16 protein-coding genes are annotated in these 19,041 nt (G+C 44.3%); 5 read left to right on the forward strand and 11 right to left on the reverse strand.

Going from position 1 to position 19,041, the window contains the following annotated elements:
- Positions 1–363 precede the first annotated feature (363 nt).
- Positions 364–1,320 carry an ATP-grasp domain-containing protein gene (locus GTW09_RS03260; RefSeq protein WP_163110072.1) on the forward strand — a complete coding sequence of 319 codons (957 nt, stop codon included), beginning with the start codon at positions 364–366 and terminating at the stop codon, positions 1,318–1,320.
- 109 nt (positions 1,321–1,429) lie between these two features.
- Here GTW09_RS03260 and tnpB read toward each other — a convergent pair whose 3' ends face one another.
- From tnpB to mutS, 10 genes are all read right to left on the reverse strand, one after another.
- A complete protein-coding gene (gene tnpB / locus GTW09_RS17790) occupies positions 1,430–1,702 on the reverse strand; it encodes an IS66 family insertion sequence element accessory protein TnpB (protein WP_163110074.1) in 273 nt (90 codons plus the stop codon).
- Positions 1,699–2,019: an IS66 family insertion sequence element accessory protein TnpA gene (tnpA, locus tag GTW09_RS03270; RefSeq protein WP_163110076.1), complete on the reverse strand. Its 321-nt coding sequence runs from the start codon at positions 2,017–2,019 to the stop codon at positions 1,699–1,701. The genes tnpB and tnpA overlap by 4 nt, the downstream gene beginning before the upstream one ends.
- A 213-nt stretch (positions 2,020–2,232) precedes the next feature.
- Positions 2,233–2,838, reverse strand: coding sequence for a 3-isopropylmalate dehydratase small subunit (gene leuD, locus GTW09_RS03275; RefSeq protein WP_163110078.1), 606 nt, complete (start codon positions 2,836–2,838; stop codon positions 2,233–2,235).
- Between the two features lie 3 nt (positions 2,839–2,841).
- The gene (gene leuC, locus GTW09_RS03280) at positions 2,842–4,242 is read right to left on the reverse strand and encodes a 3-isopropylmalate dehydratase large subunit (protein ID WP_163110080.1); all 1,401 of its coding nucleotides are present in this window, start codon (positions 4,240–4,242) and stop codon (positions 2,842–2,844) included.
- A gap of 9 nt (positions 4,243–4,251) precedes the next feature.
- Positions 4,252–5,349, reverse strand: coding sequence for a 3-isopropylmalate dehydrogenase (leuB, locus tag GTW09_RS03285; protein ID WP_163110082.1), 1,098 nt, complete (start codon positions 5,347–5,349; stop codon positions 4,252–4,254).
- Positions 5,350–6,909: a 2-isopropylmalate synthase gene (gene leuA / locus GTW09_RS03290; protein ID WP_163110084.1), complete on the reverse strand. Its 1,560-nt coding sequence runs from the start codon at positions 6,907–6,909 to the stop codon at positions 5,350–5,352. It abuts the gene before it with no gap.
- A 506-nt stretch (positions 6,910–7,415) separates the two neighbouring features.
- A complete protein-coding gene (locus GTW09_RS03295; protein ID WP_163110086.1) occupies positions 7,416–8,168 on the reverse strand; it encodes a hypothetical protein in 753 nt (250 codons plus the stop codon).
- A gap of 230 nt (positions 8,169–8,398) precedes the next feature.
- Positions 8,399–9,691, reverse strand: coding sequence for a phosphopyruvate hydratase (gene eno / locus GTW09_RS03300; protein ID WP_163110088.1), 1,293 nt, complete (start codon positions 9,689–9,691; stop codon positions 8,399–8,401).
- A 59-nt stretch (positions 9,692–9,750) separates the two neighbouring features.
- The gene (locus GTW09_RS03305) at positions 9,751–11,382 is read right to left on the reverse strand and encodes a CTP synthase (RefSeq protein WP_071978803.1); all 1,632 of its coding nucleotides are present in this window, start codon (positions 11,380–11,382) and stop codon (positions 9,751–9,753) included.
- 192 nt (positions 11,383–11,574) lie between these two features.
- Positions 11,575–14,166: a DNA mismatch repair protein MutS gene (gene mutS / locus GTW09_RS03310; RefSeq protein WP_163110684.1), complete on the reverse strand. Its 2,592-nt coding sequence runs from the start codon at positions 14,164–14,166 to the stop codon at positions 11,575–11,577.
- 114 nt (positions 14,167–14,280) lie between these two features.
- Here mutS and GTW09_RS03315 point away from each other — a divergent pair, with 114 nt between their 5' ends.
- From GTW09_RS03315 to GTW09_RS03330, 4 genes are all read left to right on the forward strand, one after another.
- Positions 14,281–14,820: a CinA family protein gene (locus GTW09_RS03315; protein WP_163110090.1), complete on the forward strand. Its 540-nt coding sequence runs from the start codon at positions 14,281–14,283 to the stop codon at positions 14,818–14,820.
- Between the two features lie 391 nt (positions 14,821–15,211).
- Positions 15,212–16,246: a recombinase RecA gene (recA, locus tag GTW09_RS03320; RefSeq protein WP_071978805.1), complete on the forward strand. Its 1,035-nt coding sequence runs from the start codon at positions 15,212–15,214 to the stop codon at positions 16,244–16,246.
- 358 nt (positions 16,247–16,604) lie between these two features.
- Positions 16,605–17,411 carry an ATP-binding cassette domain-containing protein gene (locus GTW09_RS03325; protein ID WP_163110092.1) on the forward strand — a complete coding sequence of 269 codons (807 nt, stop codon included), beginning with the start codon at positions 16,605–16,607 and terminating at the stop codon, positions 17,409–17,411.
- Entirely contained in the window at positions 17,395–18,603 is a 1,209-nt protein-coding gene (locus GTW09_RS03330; RefSeq protein ID WP_163110094.1) for an ABC transporter permease, read from the forward strand. The genes GTW09_RS03325 and GTW09_RS03330 overlap by 17 nt, the downstream gene beginning before the upstream one ends.
- Before the next feature lie 112 nt (positions 18,604–18,715).
- On the opposite strand, the gene GTW09_RS03335 is transcribed toward GTW09_RS03330, so the two are convergent.
- On the reverse strand, positions 18,716–19,039 hold the full coding sequence (locus tag GTW09_RS03335; protein WP_163110096.1) for an EscU/YscU/HrcU family type III secretion system export apparatus switch protein: 324 nt from the start codon (positions 19,037–19,039) through the stop codon (positions 18,716–18,718).
- Positions 19,040–19,041: the final 2 nt, after the last annotated feature.

The raw sequence follows: 19,041 nt of genomic DNA on the forward strand, positions 1-19,041 counted from the left end.
CGACGAACTAACTGCTACTAAAGCGTATAAAATAATTCGAGAAATGAAACATTAAATCGAAAAAATGATTTTCATTTGATTATTAATTCATTTTTACAGTTCCCATTGGCGCTAAGTAAGTTGCCACTGATTGAACCTTAAAGCCCAGATACTGTTCGTTAACTTTCAGTAATTTTTGATTTAATAATCATATGAAAATCAAATAAAAATCATTTCTTATCCTTCACTCTCGCTGAATGTATGAAATTGCTTATAGTAATTACGCTTTGCCCAAGTCCAAGATAATTATTTTGAGTGCCACTCAACTACCCATTTGGAGAATAAACCAGAACTGCAGTTTCAACAAAAAAAAGGAGTTTTATTTTGAACCAGCAACTCGTGGTGATTACCCATCAAAATGACATTCATGCAGATAAGTTGTTAGCACGTTTTGAAGGAAAAGTGTTTCGTTTAAATATTGATATGTTTCCCGCTGACTATTCGTTCAGTTTCAAAACATATGACAAGCAAGCCTTCCCCTTAGGAAGTATAAGGTGTTTAAAAACGGATGAGGAAATTGATATCTCTTCAATTAGTGCCATCTGGACACGTAAACCAGCAGAATATAGCTTCTCAGAAACGTCATTACATGCGCAAGAGCTTGCATACGCAAAACAGGAAACCGAATACGCATTTAAAGGTCTTCTGCACTGCCTTGAGTGTTTCTGGGTAAGTCACCCCCTTGCCAACCGTTCAGCATATTGGAAACAAGAGCAGCAGATAAGAGCGCATCGCATGGGCTTTAAGGTGCTGGATTTACTCATCACTAACTCACCAGAAACAGTTAAAGATTTTTATAACGATGCAAAAGATGGCATCGTTCTCAAATCCCTGTCATCACCGTTCCTAGCTGCAGACAAAGTTGGTTCAGAAGATATTATTCATCGAAGCGGTCTACCTACCACCAAAATTACTACAGAGCATCTCGACAAAATTGAGACAGTGCGGCTATTTCCTACAAGCTTTCAGGCTTTCCTCGATAAGGTTTTTGACCTTCGCGTTACTGTTATTGGCAGCAAAGTATTTGCCGCAAAGATTTGTTCACAAGATGATGAGCGTACGCGTATTGATTTCAGAAATTACGAAGCCGATATTCGCTACGAACACTATATATTACCTCATGTGATTGAAAAGCGCTGTCTCGACTTCGTTCACAGTTACGGTCTTGAATACGGAGCCATAGATTTACTTGTTGATGTGAATGGCGATTATTACTTCCTTGAAAATAACCCTGCCGGTGAGTTTTGGTTTATTGAGGAACGTGTTCCCACCTTAACATGATGGAAGCGCTTGCAAAAACTTTGCTAGCAGGAGCACGCTTATGACAACACCCACTTCACCTTTCAACGCACTTAAATTGCTTGAACAACACGTTGAACATACCTTGTTTTTACTTGCCATCGACAAGATGGATATGTCGTTTATGCCTACAATTTATGACGCACTTATCAAGTTGCTTATACCAGAGTGCGAAGCCCGTTTTATCCCAATAGAGTATTTTGAGCTTATCGCGCTTTTTATTGCAAAACACAAACAGTGCATCGCGAAACGGATTCAGGTTCATATCCTGCTCAACGACGACAATTAAGCCGTTAATCGATTTGCGGAAGTCGACGATATCCGTGCATAAATAAATGTCGGTAGGCTCAACAAACATCTTCATTCGCCCAATGCCTTCATCACAGCAGCAACCCAGTGAGGGTTAATATCGGTTGGCAAGCTAAGTTGAGCGTTTCCCAATTTCAGGAGGAGGTCGCCAGCCATTTCTTCGGTGTAGGATTCAACCTTCGTGACTTCACGCTTCACCTGAACGAACTTGCTGCTTGTTCGCTGTAGCCGAATATCACGACGTCGGGTGTAGTAAGTTTGAACATTAATCTGCTGTTGGCGACAAAACTCCACCGCAGTGAGTACACTTTGTTTTTGTTGCTCAAATAGGTTGAGCCAGTCTTGTATGTCTCTTCGTTGAAGACGCTGCATGGTCATTCTCCTTAGCAAAAAAGAACATCATGCTGTAGCTAACTTATGAATTGAATGTGGGGATTTCCGGACGCTCACAGTTAGGACGGATCAGTCACCATAAAAAAAGCGAGCGTAATAAAATTACGCTCGCTTTTCTTTTATCAGTTTGTTGCGTCTAAGGCCAGGCTGGCCAGTTTAGTCTTCAGCAACAGGGCAGGTAATGCTAAACGTCTATAACCAACTAGGTTGCTTTGCCTCAAATGCATCAATAGCATCAGCTAATTCTAGTGTTTGACCTATGGCATCAAGACCTTTTATTAGGTTAGTTTTGTGGTGAGGGGCAATATCGAAGCTAAATGATACATCGCCAAAACTAACGGTTTGTGCAGGTAAATCAACAGTAATGGTAATAGCAGCATCTGCTTTTACCGCATCGAATAGCGCATCCATTTGTTCGCTCGTTAAAGCGACTGGAACCAACTGGTTGTTGATGCAGTTACCATAAAAAATGTCAGCGAAGCTTGTTGCGATTACAGCTTTGAAGCCAAAATCTGCAAGCGCCCACGGGGCATGCTCTCTACTAGAGCCGCAACCAAAGTTTTCCCTGGCGAGTAAAATGCTAGCGCCTTTATGTTCAGGCTTATTGAGAGAGAAGTCTGGGTTTGGCTCTTGCTCTTTTAAATCTAAATAGCGCCAATCGTGAAATAAATGCTTTCCATAGCCAATACGGGTAACCCCGGTTAAAAATTGCTTTGGAATAATTTGGTCGGTGTCCACGTTAGCTTGATCTAGCGGAGCCGCTATGCCGGTATGTTGTGTAAAGCCTTGTTCTGACATGTGTTACTCCTGATAATCTCTAACGTCGGCGAAACGACCATTAATAGCCGCCGCTGCAGCCATTGCCGGACTCACTAGGTGGGTGCGCGCTCCACGGCCCTGACGACCTTCGAAATTCCTGTTGCTGGTAGATGCACAGCGATCGCCAGAAACAAGTTTGTCATCGTTCATACCTAAACACATTGAACAGCCAGGTAAGCGCCACTCAAAGCCAGCCTCTTCGAAAATCTTATCTAAACCTTCAGCTTCAGCTTGGCGTTTTACTGCCCCAGAGCCTGGTACTACGATGGCGGTAACGGATGATGATACTTTGCCTTTTTTGGCAACGTGAGCAGCAGCTCGCAAGTCTTCTATACGGCCATTGGTACACGAGCCAATGAAAACATGATTCACTGCTACGTCAGCGAGTTTTTCGCCAGCTTTTAAGCCCATGTAGCTCAGCGCTTTTTTCGCGCTCTCTATTTCAATTGGGTCGGTAAAGTCTTCAGGTGCAGGAACAGGCGTATTAACCCCAATTACTTGGCCTGGGTTGGTTCCCCATGTAACCTGTGGTGCTATATCGGCAGCTTCTAATTCAACAACAGTGTCGAAGCTTGCGCCTTCTTCGGTATATAAGGTTTTCCAATAGGCTAGGGCTTCATCCCATGCTTGGTCTTTCGGCGCATATTCACGATTTTTTAGGTAATTAAAAGTAACGTCATCTGGCGCAATTAAACCTGCTTTTGCACCTGCTTCAATACTCATATTACACACAGTCATACGCTCTTCCATTGTAAGACTGCGTATAGCTTCACCAGCGTATTCAATGACATGCCCTGTTGCGCCGGCATGGCCAATTTTGCCGATGATGGCCAAAATAATATCTTTCGCTGTAATTCCTACAGGAAGCTTGCCATTAACATTAATAAGCATGCTTTTTGCGCGGCTTTGTTTGAGGGTTTGCGTTGCTAAAACATGCTCTACTTGAGATGTGCCGATTCCAAAAGCAAGAGCGCCAAAAGCTCCGTGTGTAGCGGTGTGAGAGTCTCCGCATACTACCGTCATACCAGGCTGAATGAGTCCTAACTCCGGCCCCATTACATGCACAATACCCTGCTTTTGATGGCCGACAGGGTAAAGCTGAATTCCGTGCTCTTCACAGTTTTTTGCAAGAGTGTGAAGTTGTAGCGCGTTATCTGGGCCGCAGGCATCAATCGCAAGTGAACGGGTTGAAATGCTGTGATCCATAGTACCAACAGTCTTTTCTGGGCGTCGCACTTTACGGCCTTTTTCGTTAAGGCCAGCAAAAGCTTGCGGAGAAGTTACTTCGTGAATTAGGTGACGATCGATATAAATTAGGCTGTCATCGCCTAGTTGGTCAACAATATGTGCTTGCCATACTTTGTCATATAAGGTCTTGGCCATGTGGAATTTCTACTCCTGCGCCATTAATTGTTTAACAATTTCATCGCCTACTTGCGATGTACTTGAAGCTTGATCTCTTTTATCTTCAGGCAGCAACTCGCCGGTAAGTACGCCTTTTTCAAGAGTCGCTACCACTGCTTTTTCTATTGCATCTGCGGCGTCATTTAGGTTCATACTGAACCGCAACATCATAGCTGCTGATAAAATTTGAGCGATGGGATTTGCAATACCTTGTCCCGCGATATCTGGCGCTGAACCGCCTGCAGGCTCGTATAAGCCAAATCCTTCTTCATTCATGCTAGCTGAAGGTAAAAGCCCCATAGAGCCGGTCATCATTGCGCACTCATCAGATACGATGTCGCCAAACAAGTTTGAACACAGCATGACGTCAAATTGCGCGGGGTTCTTCATTATTTGCATGGTCGCATTGTCGATGTAGATATGATCTAGCTCTACATCCGGAAAGTCTTTTGCTACTTCTTCTGCTACTTCTCGCCACAATCTACTAGTAACCAGTACATTGGCTTTATCTACTGAGGTCACTTTTCCGCGGCGCTTTTGCGCAGCTTCAAACGCTGCCACTGCGATGCGGCGAATTTCTCGTTTGCTGTAGCGCATGGTATCGTAGGCAAACTCTTCTTCGCCTTCACCTTCGCGACCTTTGGGTTGGCCAAAATATATTCCGCTAGTAAGTTCACGCACTACCAATACGTCTACGCCAGACTTAGCGATGTCTTCACGAAGTGGAGATAAACCTTCAAGGCCAGGATAGATACGGGTAGGTCGCAGGTTACTGAATAAATCGAAGTGGCTTCTTAAAGTAAGCAGCGCGGCGCGTTCAGGACGCTGTTCAAGTGGCAGTGTGTCCCACTTAGGCCCGCCTATACTGCCAAACAAAATCGCGTCTGCTTGTTCACAACCTAGTAGCGTTTTCGCTGGAAGCGCTTCGCCTTCGGTATCAATAGCGTAACCACCCACGGGAAACTCAGTGCGCTTCAATGTAATGCTAAACTTCTTTTCTACAGCATCTAAGACCTTGTTGGCCTCTTGCATAACTTCTGGACCGATACCGTCACCGGCTAATACGGCAATTGAAAACTGGCTCATTTATTCTCCTACAACGCGTTCTTGTTGATTCTTTTGCTGATCAATCTGGTCGGCCAGATAAGTATTGTTCAGTACGAATATCAATGCTTTTACACCGGCTTCTACGATATCTGTGGCTAAGCCGATACCGTGGAACCGACGTTCTTTATATGTGGCAATAACACTGACTTGCGCTAATGCATCTGCACCTTCGCCCTTCGAGTCTAGTTTAAAGTCGACAATTTCTAAGTCTTCATGACCCAAAATAGAGATTATGGCTTTAAATGCGGCATCTACTGGTCCATTACCTGTACATGCTTGCGTAATCTCTTGCTCACCTACTTTCATCTTTACGGTAGCACTAGGGATAATTTCTCTGCCTGAATTAGCTTGAAGGTAAAGAAGCTGATAGTGCGCTTGGTCGTGCTTTTGTTTATCGAAAAACAACAGTGCCTCAAGGTCATAGTCGTAGACCTGTCCTTTCTTATCAGCCAGTTTCAAAAATGCGTCGTAAACGGCCTCTAAATCAAACTCTTCAGGCTTGTAACCTAACTCGGTTAGCCTGTGTTTTATTACATGGCGACCCGAACGAGAGGTTAGGTTAAGGTTGTTCTTGTTAATACCGACACTCTCAGGTGTCATAATTTCATAGGTATTTTGCGCTTTTAAGACACCGTCTTGATGTATGCCTGACGAGTGACTAAAGGCGTTGGCCCCAACAATAGCCTTGTTAGATTGAACTGGCATATTGCATAATTGGCTGACGAGTTTCGAGGTACGTGAGATTTCTGTTGAGTTAATATTGGTATCAATACCAAGCAAGCCTTTTCGGGTTTGCAAGATCATTGCAATCTCTTCAAGCGACGCGTTACCCGCACGCTCACCAATGCCATTAATAGTGCACTCCACCTGACGAGCACCTTGCTCTACTGCGGCGAGTGAATTAGCAACAGCTAGGCCCAAATCGTTGTGGCAATGCACAGAGATAATGGCTTTATCGATATTAGGAACTCGATTAAACAGCTGCTGAATAATACCGCCGAACTCAGTGGGCGTTGTGTAGCCAACAGTATCAGGAATATTTACTGTGGCGGCGCCGGCTGTAATAGCGGCTTCTACCATACGGCACAGGTAGTCGATATGCGTTCTGCCTGCGTCTTCACATGAAAACTCCACGTCATCGGTGTATTTACGGGCATGCTTTACCGCAGCTACGGCCATGTCTACCACATCATCATGGGATTTGCGTAATTTCGCACCAACGTGTATTTCCGATGTGGCAATAAAGGTATGTATTCTAAACTGCTCAGCTACGCTAAGGGCTTGGCCGCATGCATCAATGTCACCGGGAAGGGCGCGTGACAGACCGCAGATAACAGAATTTTTAATCTCTTTCGCAATCATTTGTACTGATTGGAAATCGCCAGGTGAAGACACAGGAAAACCTGCTTCTATGATGTCTACGCCCAATCGCTCGAGCGCCAGCGCAATCTGTAACTTCTCTTTGGCACTTAGACTTGCTGGCAAGGCCTGCTCACCGTCTCGCAATGTGGTATCAAAGATTTTCACTTGATTTGTCATGACGCTCTCTCAATAGAATAGTTAAAAAAAAACCCGTGCTGTGCACGGGTTTTGTGTAATTAATCGCTGGTCGCAATCTACCCGTGCAGTCTAGCTGCCATCAGGAGTAGTGTAAGAAGAAAACGGATACGCATTTTTCAGTTATCTTTGCAGACCAAAATTTATAGCGACAATTTAACCATGTGAGCCTTAAACGTCAACCATTGTTTACCATAATGATTATATTTTTATGAAATAGTTGATCTTGATGCCTATATTAGGATGCCTGTCCTAATTGGTGGTGGAGACTCTCTGGTTTCATGTCTTAAACGTCTGTTTGAATGCTGCTAATGCAGATAAGGAGTCTGACTTTTGACATGGTTAGTATGTTTGTACTCTTTTTGACTAGTATGAGGAAGTTTCTAAATGAATTGATAGTTATTATTTTTGTATTTTTATTCATATTTTTGTTCGTGGGCGCATTGCTACTGTCGCTTTGGTAGAAAGAAGCAGCGTCGACAAGTCCTTTATTTTAATAAGGTAAAGTTCTTCCAGTTTATTTGAGTAGACAGCCGCATTTCTCTAATAGACAGTGCACGCGGTGATACTCGAGATTTGAAGTTCCAAGCATGACCTGAGCAGGCGCTCGCCATGATAGTTTTCGTTGGTTTAAGAAGAACTTTGCTATCAAAAGAGCCGCGGTTTTCAAGTCCCTTTTGTTGTGACTCTCTATAGGAGTCTTCATCGTGAGAACTCGCCCGCTTCTCGCTTTGCTTAGCTTCCTGACTGTTTCCCCGATTGATTCCTTCAACTGTAAACCAACCGTGTTTGTTCAAATGAACGACATCATCTACCAACATCGTTTTGTCGATAGCATCTAATTCAAGGTGAATACCTTCGATGGTTTTTATCAATACAGGAACAATTAATCCATAATCTGCGTGTTTTCTAAACCACTGAGCAGTTGCGTCGGTGTCTTGAGGTAAACGAGGTGCTGCTTTAGGCTGCTTGGCATACCAGCTTCCGTTGTATGTGTCGGTAGATAGAGGCGTTGGGTTAGTGACAAAATATCGAGCGACGCTTCTAATGTGATGAGGTAATCCGCCGATTCGGCGTTTAAGAATAGACGCATTAGTGATCCCGCTGTGTGCAATAAACAAAAGCTCCCTTTCGTACAGCGCCGTACACACTTCAGAAAACTGTGCGTGATTACCACCCAGTTCGCCTAAGTCGTTAAAAAAACCTGATTGTGTTTTTGGCGGATGACTGTTTGTGCTCACGTTAACATCGCGTTTTAACTATCTCTGCGCTAACCGTATCAAGAATATGAGAAGCTAGCCACTTCTAGAAACAAGAATTAGTCTTTGTTTGAGAATAACCATCCCTCAGCGCCCAATTAAAATTTGCCCTCAGTTGCACTAAAAACAAAAAAGGCGTTAGTACATGTAGCACTAACGCCTTCTCAAAGGTAGAGCCTGTCTACTCTCGTTGAGCTATATTAGGCAACGCTTTACTGACCTTTAATTTCAGAAAGACCATTATAGGTTGCTGCACTACCAAGCGCTTCTTCGATACGTAGAAGTTGGTTGTACTTAGCTACACGGTCAGAACGGCAAAGAGAGCCAGTTTTGATTTGACCTGCAGCAGTACCTACCGCTAAATCAGCAATGGTCGCGTCTTCAGTTTCGCCAGAACGGTGAGAGATAACAGCAGTGAAGCCAGCGTCTTTCGCCATCTTAATTGCATTAAGCGTTTCTGTTAGCGAGCCAATTTGGTTGAACTTGATAAGGATTGAGTTACCAATACCGTTATCGATACCGCGCTTAAGAATTTTGGTATTAGTGACGAACAAGTCATCGCCAACAAGCTGTACTTTGTCACCAATCTTCTTCGTTAAGCTCGCCCAGCCATCCCAGTCGCTTTCATCTAAGCCATCTTCGATAGATACAATAGGGTATTGTGAAGAAAGGTCGGCTAAATAGTCGCCAAACGCTTCAGAATCGAAGCTCTTGTCTTCACCAGACAACACATACTTACCGTCTTTGTAGAATTCAGACGCGGCACAATCTAGCGCAAGAGTAATGTCTTCATTCATTTTGTAGCCAGCGTTTTCAACTGCTTGCACGATAACAGCAAGTGCCTCTGCATTTGAGCTAAGGTTAGGTGCAAAACCACCTTCATCTCCTACTGCTGTGTTAAGGCCTTTCGCTGAAAGCACTTTCTTAAGCGCGTGGAAGATTTCAGCACCCATACGCAGTGCTTCTTTAAAGCTTTTCGCGCCAACTGGCTGAACCATGAATTCTTGAATATCAACGTTGTTGTCTGCGTGCTCGCCACCATTGATGATGTTCATCATAGGCACCGGCATTGAGTATTGGCCAGACGTACCATTTAGGTCAGCGATGTGCTCATAAAGTGCAACGCCTTTTTCAAGCGCGGCTGCCTTTGCAACTGCAAGAGACACAGCCAAAATAGCATTAGCGCCAAGAGTCTCTTTGTTTTCGGTGCCGTCTAAGTCAATCATCACCTGATCGATATCAGACTGTGCAAGTGCGTCTTTGCCTAGCAGCGCTGGAGCAATTGCGTCGTTAATAGCCGCTACTGCTTTAGTTACACCTTTACCAAGGTAACGAGACTTGTCGCCGTCGCGCAGTTCTAATGCTTCGCGGCTACCAGTAGACGCGCCAGATGGTGCAGCCGCACGACCCATTACGCCAGACTCTAAGTAAACGTCTGCTTCTACAGTTGGATTACCGCGTGAATCTAAGATTTCACGTCCGATTATGCGACTAATTTTCGCCATGTTATTTCCTCAACATTTGATGTGGGAACGCAACGGGAAAGCGTTCCCTTTATTAGAAACTAGTGATTTTCTTTTTGATATTTACCCGCGGCTTCAACAAACCCCTTAAACAATGGGTGACCATCGCGAGGTGTTGAAGTAAATTCAGGGTGGAACTGACCAGCGATAAACCAAGGATGGTCAGGTATTTCTATAACTTCTACAAGTCGTTTGTCAGTGGACAAACCACTTACCTTAAGGCCTGCAGCTTCGATTTCATCGCGTAAGTTGTTGTTCACTTCGTAGCGGTGACGGTGACGCTCGTAAATTTCAACGTTCCCATATATCTCATGAACTTTGGTGCCTTCAATTAAATGGCACAGCTGGCTGCCCAATCGCATTGTACCGCCAAGATCTGATGTTTCAGTGCGTGTCTCGGTAGTTCCAGCAGCGTCTAACCACTCCGTTATTAAACCTACTACAGGATATGCAGTTTCAGGGTCGAATTCAGTACTGTTGGCATTGGCCATGCCTGCAACGTTTCGAGCAAACTCAATAAGTGCAACCTGCATCCCAAGGCAAATACCTAAATATGGAACTTTATTTTCTCGGGCGTAGCGAGCTGCTGCAATTTTACCTTCGATGCCGCGTTCACCAAAACCGCCGGGCACTAGGATAGCGTCTAGCTTTTCAAGTATTTGCGTTCCTTTACTCTCCACATCTTGAGAGTCGATATGGTGAATGTTGACTGTCAGTCTATTTTTAAGGCCTGCATGTTTTAATGCTTCGTTTACCGACTTATAAGCATCGGGTAATTCAACATATTTACCAATCATGCCTATATTCACTTCGGCAGTTGGGTTGGACTCTGCGTAAAGTACTTGTTCCCACTCAACTAAATCGGCTTCTGGGCAATCAAACCCAAAGCGGTCGACAACAAGCTGGTCCATGCCTTGTGCTTTAAGCGCAGCTGGAATGCGGTAAATACTATCCACATCTTTTAACGAGATAACCGCTTTGTCTGCTACGTTGGTGAAAAGCGCAATTTTAGAGCGTTCGCTGGTAGGTAGTGCACCTACAGAACGACACACAAGAATATCTGGTTGAATACCAATAGAGCGCAATTCTTTAACCGAGTGCTGAGTGGGTTTTGTTTTCACTTCACCTGACGCAGGCATATAAGGCACAAGTGTTAAGTGCATGTACATAGCACGCTCGCGACCCACCTCAGTGCCTAGTTGACGAATGGCTTCTAAGAAAGGTTGTGACTCAATGTCACCCACGGTACCGCCCACTTCTACGATGGCAACGTCATGACCTTCAGCACCTTCAATAACGCGACGCTTAATTTCGTTAGTAATGTGCGGAATAACCTGAATGGTCGCCCCTAAGTAATCGCCACGACGCTCACGTTTTAGTACTTCTTCGTAAACACGGCCGGTAGTGAAGTTGTTGCGTTTTGTCATACGGGTGCGAATAAATCGCTCGTAGTGACCAAGATCAAGGTCTGTCTCTGCACCGTCATCGGTAACAAATACTTCACCATGCTGTATAGGGCTCATTGTGCCCGGGTCGACGTTGATGTAAGGATCGAGTTTTAACATGGTAACGGTGAGACCGCGAGCTTCAAGAATTGCGGCCAGAGATGCTGCTGCAATACCTTTTCCAAGCGATGAAACTACACCACCAGTGACGAAAATATAATGTGTCATGCGAAACCTAGAACGTTAGGGTTGTATGGTAAATATAGGCCGATTTCAGAAAGAAACCATCTACACTTTGGACGGGGCGATAGTATACGCAAAACCATGTAAACAGACAATCTATTTGCCTACATGATGTGCAAATTTACGCCAGATTTACGCCAAGTTTAGGCTAGTTGTGACCTAAACTTGGCCTTGCGGCTAAGACTGACTTAAGCGCTTTAAGGTGTATATAAGGTCGAGCGCTTGCCGCGGAGAGAGTTCATCGGGAGATATGTTCGCTAGAGCATCGACAGCAGGGTTGGGTTTATCTGGAAACAGCAGTTCTGCTTGGCCTTTTGGCTTTGCCTTTGATGCAGGCTCAGATGTAGCTTTAGATGTGCCTGCTGCCTTATCGGGCGCACTCTCTTCCCCTTGAGTCATAATATGAGAAGACTCTAATGCCGCTAGCTTAAGTTGAGCCGCTTGAATAACCGCTTTTGGTACACCAGCTAACTGGGCTACCTGTAGCCCGAAACTCTTACTTGCTGCTCCTTCTGATACCGTGTGCATAAAGCGAATAGTATCTTCAAACTCAACAGCATCCAAATGCACGTTGACCACACCTTGCTGTGTGTCTGGCAGCTCGGTTAGTTCAAAGTAATGGGTAGCAAAAAGGGTGTAGGCATTAAGCTGCTTGGCAAGGTAACTTGCACATGCCCACGCCAGTGACAGTCCATCGTAAGTACTCGTACCGCGACCAATTTCGTCCATTAACACCAAGGAGTTTTCTGTAGCGTTGTTTAAAATATTGGCCGTTTCTGTCATCTCTACCATGAAGGTTGAGCGCCCTGAAGCAAGATCATCAGATGCACCAATACGGGTGAAGATACGATCTAATTTCCCTATATGCGCTTGCTGAGCTGGAACGAAACTACCTATGCACGCTAGCAGAGCAATAAGCGCTGTTTGACGCATGTAAGTAGATTTACCACCCATGTTCGGGCCAGTAATTATCAGCATTCGTCGAGCGGTATCTAGTTGCAGTGGATTGGCGATGAATGGTGTTTTCATTACATTTTCGACAACAGGATGACGCCCTTCCTCGTAAGTAAGTGCACACTCGTTACTGAGCTTTGGCCTGTGCCAATCCAAAGCAATTGCCCGTTCGGCGAAACAACACAAAACATCGAGTTTTGCCAGTGCAGCGGCACTGTCTATTAGGTTATTTAAGTGCGGCGTAAACGCATCAAATAGTGCTTCGTACAGCTTTTTCTCAAGTGCAAGCGCCGCGCCTTGACTGCTAAGCACCTTGTCTTCGTGCTCTTTTAATTCTGGGGTAATAAAGCGTTCGGTATTTTTAAGCGTTTGGCGACGGATATACTCCGCCGGTGCATTTGCGCTGTTGGCGCGGCTTATTTCTATAAAAAAGCCATGTACTCGGTTATAGCCTACCTTTAGGGTGGAAATGCCAGTGCGCTCTCTTTCTCGGCGTTCCATTGCATCAAGATAGTCGGTAGCACCCTGAGAGAGGGCTCGCAATTCGTCTAATTCTTCGTTGTAGCCAGGTGCTATTACGCCACCTTCTCGGATGATAACAGGCGGGTTATCAATAATGGCGTGATTAAGCAGCGTTTGCAGCTCGGGATAAGTACCGACAGTTTGGCTGATTTGCCTTATTTGCCCCGTTTCATAGCGCGATAATGCGTCGTGTAAGTCAGGCAATGCGTTAAACGCGTTTTTTAATCTGGCAAAATCTCTAGGCCGTGCAGACCGGAGAGCTAAGCGCGCCATAATACGCTCAATGTCACCAATGTGCTTAAGGGCGCTGCGAATATCATCAGGGTTATCTTCAATAAAGGCTTCTACGGCGTCTAATCGACTCTCAAGTTCATGTTGGTCGGTAAGCGGCGAGTGGATAACCCGTTGCAACATACGGCTACCCATGGCCGTTGTGGTGGTGTCCATCACACTAAAAAGCGTGTTTTCTTGACCGCCAGATAAGTTATGGGTGAGCTCTAAATTGCGCCTTGTCGCTGCGTCTAGCTGAACGCGGCTGTCCTGCTGTTCGGTTTGTATTTGTCTAATATGGGGTAGGGCGGTTCGCTGGGTGTCTTTTACATATTGTAATACGCAACCCGCTGCGCCTAAGCCTTTGGTGATACCTTTAAGTCCGAAACCATCGAGGGTTTTAGTTCCAAACTGTAGATTAAGCTGCTCATCTGCGGTATCAATATCAAATTCCCATTCAGGACGTCTTCTTAATCCTTTTCGGTTCTCAATGAGTGAGAGTTGCTCGAAACCTTCTGGATAGAGCAGTTCGGCTGGATTAACTCGCTGTATTTCCGCTAACAAATTTTCATCGTTATCGCATTCAAATACTACAAAACGTCCGCTAGTAACGTCCAGCGTGGCTAAGCCATAATGCATAGAGTGGCCACACACTGCGGCTAATATATTATCTCGCCGCTCTTCTAAAAGCGCTTCGTCGGTAACCGTACCTGGTGTGACAATACGCTGGACCTGTCGCTCTACTGGCCCTTTGCTGGTAGCCGGATCGCCAACCTGCTCACATATCGCTACCGACTCCCCCATTTTAACCAAGCGAGACAGGTAACTTTCTACCGCATGATAGGGTACCCCAGCCATTGGGATGGGGTCGCCGCCAGATTTACCTCTGGCAGTTAACGAAATGTCGAGGAGTTCTGCGGCTTTTTTGGCATCATCAAAAAACAATTCATAAAAATCGCCCATGCGATAAAACAAGAGAATATTCGGATGCTGCGCCTTAATCGTAAGGTATTGGCGCATCATAGGAGTATGTGATTCCAAAAAACGACCTCAATAGATTTGTTAACGGTGTTAATGCGTATGGTAACAAATAAATGATAAACTCTCCGCTACCAAACACGCTGATGATAAATTGACATGACTACGCCATTTTCAACCGATTCCGACACAAAAACCATACCTTTAACGATTGATAGCGCGTTAACTACTCAAGTGATGGCTATTGGCGATGTATTGCGTGTTAAAAAGTGGACGGCATCGACTGCAGAGTCGTGTACAGGTGGAGGAATTGCGTTTGCTTTTACCAGTGTTGCAGGCAGTTCAGACTGGTTTAATCAGTCTTGGGTTACTTATTCGAACGCGGCTAAAAACTGTGAGTTATCGGTAAAAAGCGAAACGTTGGAAAAATATGGCGCTGTCTCCGAACAGACCGTAACTGAAATGGCGGCGGGTGTTCAAAAGCGAAGCGGTGCAGAACTAGTGATTACGGTTAGCGGCATCGCTGGGCCCGGCGGCGGTAGTGAAAGTAAGCCTGTTGGCACTGTGTGGTTCGGTTTTATATGCGGTACTCATGCACAGCAAGTAAAACAAGTATTCAGTGGCAATAGAGATGATGTTCGCGGTCAAGCGGTGAAGTTTGCTCTCAATTATGCATTGAAAATGCTTAGCGAAGTGTAACTGTTGAGCAGCCGCAAACATGAATATTGAGCTTATTTGTAAAAGTTTTAGTATCAGCTAGACAGCGGTTAAATGTCTTTTTGTGTTGTACCGTTTTGCAAGACAAAATAATTAAAACACTGGTTGAAACTGTATGCTTGTACAGTATAGAATGTGTGTAGAAGTTGTTAGGGTATGATTATAGAAGTTCTTGTTTAAAAATTCGTATTTAAAAGTGCGTTCATAAAAGCAAGTAGCAACCCATTGGGAATAAATAAAGCGCGTAAAGTAATCGCTAAACAGCATAACAAATTACAGGCGAGTAAGAACAAGCAGCAGCGGTCTCACTCCCACCCGTGTCCATACAATCAAAGATGTGACGCACCAAAGATCAAGCATAGGCATAGTTAAGATGACAGATCAGAATAGAAGCAAAGCATTAGATGCAGCGTTATCCCAAATTGAAAAGCAATTTGGTAAAGGCTCAATTATGAAGTTGGGCGAAAACAAGACAATGGATGTAGAAACTATTTCTACGGGCTCGCTTGGGCTAGACGTTGCGCTTGGTGCTGGTGGATTGCCCCTAGGCCGTATTGTTGAGATTTACGGTCCTGAGTCATCGGGTAAAACAACGCTTACACTTGAAGTTATTGCTGAAGCTCAGCGTCAGGGCAAAACTTGTGCGTTCGTTGATGCAGAACACGCACTTGACCCAATTTACGCAGAAAAGCTTGGTGTTAATATTGATGAGCTACTGGTTTCTCAGCCAGACACCGGTGAACAAGCGCTAGAGATTTGTGACATGCTGACACGCTCTGGTGCTGTAGACGTTATTGTTGTCGACTCAGTAGCAGCGTTAACACCACGTGCAGAGATTGAAGGCGATATCGGTGATTCACACGTTGGTCTTGCGGCGAGAATGATGTCGCAAAGCATGCGTAAAATTACAGGTAACTTGAAGCGCTCGAATACAATGATGATTTTCATCAACCAAATTCGTATGAAGATTGGCGTTATGTTCGGAAGCCCTGAAACAACGACAGGTGGTAATGCACTTAAGTTCTATGCGTCGGTACGTTTGGATATCAGAAGAATTGGTTCTGTTAAAGAGGGCGATGAAGTTGTTGGTAACGAGACTCGCGTAAAAGTTGTTAAAAATAAGATTGCTCCTCCTTTCAAGCAAGCCGAGTTTATCATCAAGTACGGTGAAGGTATTTCTAAGCATGGCGAATTGATTGATTTAGGTGTTAAGCATAAGCTCATTGATAAAGCAGGTGCTTGGTATAGCTACAACTCTGATCGCATTGGTCAGGGTAAAGCAAACAGCATGCAATTTTTGAAAAACAACCCTGAAGTTTCAAATGAAATTGAAGCAAAGTTAAGAGAATTGCTTTTGCCTAGTAAGGTTGCAGTAGATAATAGTGAAGACGTAAACGAAGAGTCGTAAGTACGAACTTTATCCAAACTGACTATTATCAATGAGATTCATTTAAAAACCCGCCTTTAAGCGGGTTTTTTTATGGCCAGTAAACGAAAAAACGGCTTTCAGATAACACATTTGCTAACACTTATTATTGGTAGTTATCTTGCGCAAGCCAAAAATTAAATGAATTCTGTAATTAAGAATAAAAAACAAAGACTATAGATTTGTAGAGGCGGCAGTTTTACTGTTTAGTATAAGTAGTTGCCATCGCTATAAAAGTAATAAAACGAGTTCGTATTACATCAAAATAGAAACCTGTGAGTCGACATTTCGATAAGCATAGTCGAAGAAAATAATAATAAACGAGGAGAGGGACGCATCCATGATTGAAATAACTGGCCTCGCTAAACGTTTTGAGGTGGAAAACCCCAAAAAGCTTAGCGAGCAAGAGAAAAAAGACCCACGCTTAAAAGGACGCTACTTCCAGTCTGTAAGAGATGTATCATTTACCTGTCAAAGCGGTGAGGTACTCGGACTGCTAGGGCCTAACGGCGCAGGAAAGACAACCACACTTCGCATGCTGTCTACAGCGCTACGCCCTGATAGCGGAAGCGTGACGATAGACGGTCAAGACGTATTGGCAAATCCAAATGTTGCACGAAAGAAAATCGGCTTTTTATCAAGCTCTACTGGTCTGTACGGCAGATTAACAGGTCGTGAAAATATCAGCTATTTTGGTGAGTTGTATGGTTTGTCGAAAAGTACCATTAACGCGCGTATAGAAGAAATGGCTGATTTGCTCGATATGCAGAGCTTTTTGGAAAGACGCGCTGAGAATTTCTCATCAGGTATGAAGCAAAAAGTATCCATTGCACGTGCTGTTATTCACGAGCCCTCGCTTGTAGTACTTGATGAGCCCACTACCGGCCTGGACATTATGGCGACCAGTACCGTTATGGAGTTTATTCAACGATTGAAAGATAAAGGAACGCCGGTGATCTTCTCCACCCATCACTTAGATGAGGTGCAAGCGCTGTGTGACAAGGTCACCGTCATCAATCAGGGCGAAACTGTATTTAATGACTCACTTGCTGCGTTCAGCGCACTGTCTGATGGGCAGATGCATAAGAGTTTCCTTAAAACACTGTCAACAGAATCACAGGAGAAGAGCAATGTGGTTAATCTTTAAGAAGGAATTTAAAGAGTTATTGCGGGATAAAAAAACCATTATCTTTATGATTCTGTTACCGCTTTTACTGTTCCCTGCTATTTTCGGCGTAGGCATTTTCTTTATGAGTAATGCCGCTGAAAAAGCGGAAAATGAAATTCTAAAATATGCCATCGTTGGTGAAGCATATGCGCCTGACATTGTAGAATCTTTTGCTGAGGCGTCTGAAAAGTTTGAATTGGTGAGTGTTGACGGTGCTTTTGAGAACGAGAGTGACTACGCCACGTTGATCAAAAACGAAACTTTAGACTTTGTGTTAGTAATACCTGACACTTTTGATGCAGATATTTTGGCATCGGGACAGCATAAAATTGGGCTTTATTTAAATGATGCAGGGCTTAACAAAGTCTATGGGCGAGTAGCCGAAATCATTGACGTTTATATGGACGAATTTCAGCTAGCGGCATTTACCGAGCTGGGGTTAAATGAAGCGCAACAAGAAGCTTTGCTAAAACCTATTTCGATAGAAAAGCAAAACGTAGCTGATGATAGAGAGGTTTGGGGCGAGCGTATTGGCGGCTTCTTACCTTACTTCATTTTTATCTTGTGCTTACAGGGGGCTATGGCACCCGCTGCTGATTTGGGGGCAGGGGAAAAAGAAAGAGGTACGCTGGAAACACTGCTAATTTCACCAATGGACAGATACAAACTGGTACTTGGCAAGTTCTTTACGGTAAGCGCCGCGGGTATCATTACTGCTCTCATCACCGTATCTTCCATGGCTGTTTGGGGTATTGTTTTATCTCAGGGCATGGCAATTGAATTTGTTGTTGAAGTTATGTCGATGATAGGCATAGTCGATTTTGTACTTATCTTTCTTATGCTCGTGCCGGTTGTTGCTGTGTTTGCCGCGATCCTACTCTCACTATCGATATATGCACGCTCGTTTAAAGAGGCGCAAAGTTACATGGGGTCTTTAATCATGGTCGTGATCTTCCCCGTGCTAATTGCCATGATGCCGGGCGTTGAGCTAAAAGGAGCATGGGTTTGGGTGCCCCTGACTAATGTTGCACTTGCTATGAAGGAACTGTTCAAAGGAACGATGGACTACTTCGCATTGTTTGGCATTTTTACCTCTACCGCAGTCATCGCTATTGGATTAATAATGTTCTGTATTCATTGGTTTAATAAAGAGAAAGTACTGTTTAGGTAATAGCAGGTAATTAAGGCTGTTAACGAAGTGATATCACGTTAAAAGAAAAAGACGCCACATGTTGTTTTAGAGATTTGTTAAAAACGCATTGTGGCGTTTTTGTTTGTGCTGTTTAAACCTCAAAATCAATCCTCTTAATTATACTTTCCCAACCAGGAGGAACTTTCCCCTGTAACACGTAAGAATAGGCAAGAAGTTCGGCGATAACATAGTACAAGGATTCTGGTATATCTTGACCTACATCCAATGTAGCCAGCACTTCGCTAAGATAGGGATCTTCATGTATGAGTATGCCTGTCTCTTCAGCCATAGCAATTATCGCTTCGGCTAAGTCGCCATAGCCCTTTGCTACCACTTTAGGGGTGTTTTTCTTGTCTCCGCCTTCATATTTGAGACCAATTGCCCGCTTAGCTTTGTTCTGTTTGTCAGTACTCATAC

It is taken from the genome of Alteromonas hispanica, from assembly GCF_010500915.1.
Classification (GTDB): Bacteria; Pseudomonadota; Gammaproteobacteria; order Enterobacterales; family Alteromonadaceae; genus Alteromonas; species Alteromonas hispanica.

Bases quoted from the DNA above. Each gene is read 5' to 3' on its own strand.
- tnpB (WP_163110074.1), bottom strand. From the start codon at position 1,702: ATGAAGATGTTTGTTGAGCCTACCGACATTTATTTATGCACGGATATC.
- tnpA (WP_163110076.1), bottom strand. From the start codon at position 2,019: ATGCAGCGTCTTCAACGAAGAGACATACAAGACTGGCTCAACCTATTT.
- leuD (WP_163110078.1), bottom strand. From the start codon at position 2,838: ATGTCAGAACAAGGCTTTACACAACATACCGGCATAGCGGCTCCGCTA.
- leuC (WP_163110080.1), bottom strand. From the start codon at position 4,242: ATGGCCAAGACCTTATATGACAAAGTATGGCAAGCACATATTGTTGAC.
- leuB (WP_163110082.1), bottom strand. From the start codon at position 5,349: ATGAGCCAGTTTTCAATTGCCGTATTAGCCGGTGACGGTATCGGTCCA.
- leuA (WP_163110084.1), bottom strand. From the start codon at position 6,909: ATGACAAATCAAGTGAAAATCTTTGATACCACATTGCGAGACGGTGAG.
- eno (WP_163110088.1), bottom strand. From the start codon at position 9,691: ATGGCGAAAATTAGTCGCATAATCGGACGTGAAATCTTAGATTCACGC.
- GTW09_RS03305 (WP_071978803.1), bottom strand. From the start codon at position 11,382: ATGACACATTATATTTTCGTCACTGGTGGTGTAGTTTCATCGCTTGGA.
- mutS (WP_163110684.1), bottom strand. From the start codon at position 14,166: ATGATGCGCCAATACCTTACGATTAAGGCGCAGCATCCGAATATTCTC.
- GTW09_RS03315 (WP_163110090.1), top strand. From the start codon at position 14,281: ATGACTACGCCATTTTCAACCGATTCCGACACAAAAACCATACCTTTA.
- recA (WP_071978805.1), top strand. From the start codon at position 15,212: ATGACAGATCAGAATAGAAGCAAAGCATTAGATGCAGCGTTATCCCAA.
- GTW09_RS03325 (WP_163110092.1), top strand. From the start codon at position 16,605: ATGATTGAAATAACTGGCCTCGCTAAACGTTTTGAGGTGGAAAACCCC.
- GTW09_RS03330 (WP_163110094.1), top strand. From the start codon at position 17,395: ATGTGGTTAATCTTTAAGAAGGAATTTAAAGAGTTATTGCGGGATAAA.
- GTW09_RS03335 (WP_163110096.1), bottom strand. From the start codon at position 19,039: ATGAGTACTGACAAACAGAACAAAGCTAAGCGGGCAATTGGTCTCAAA.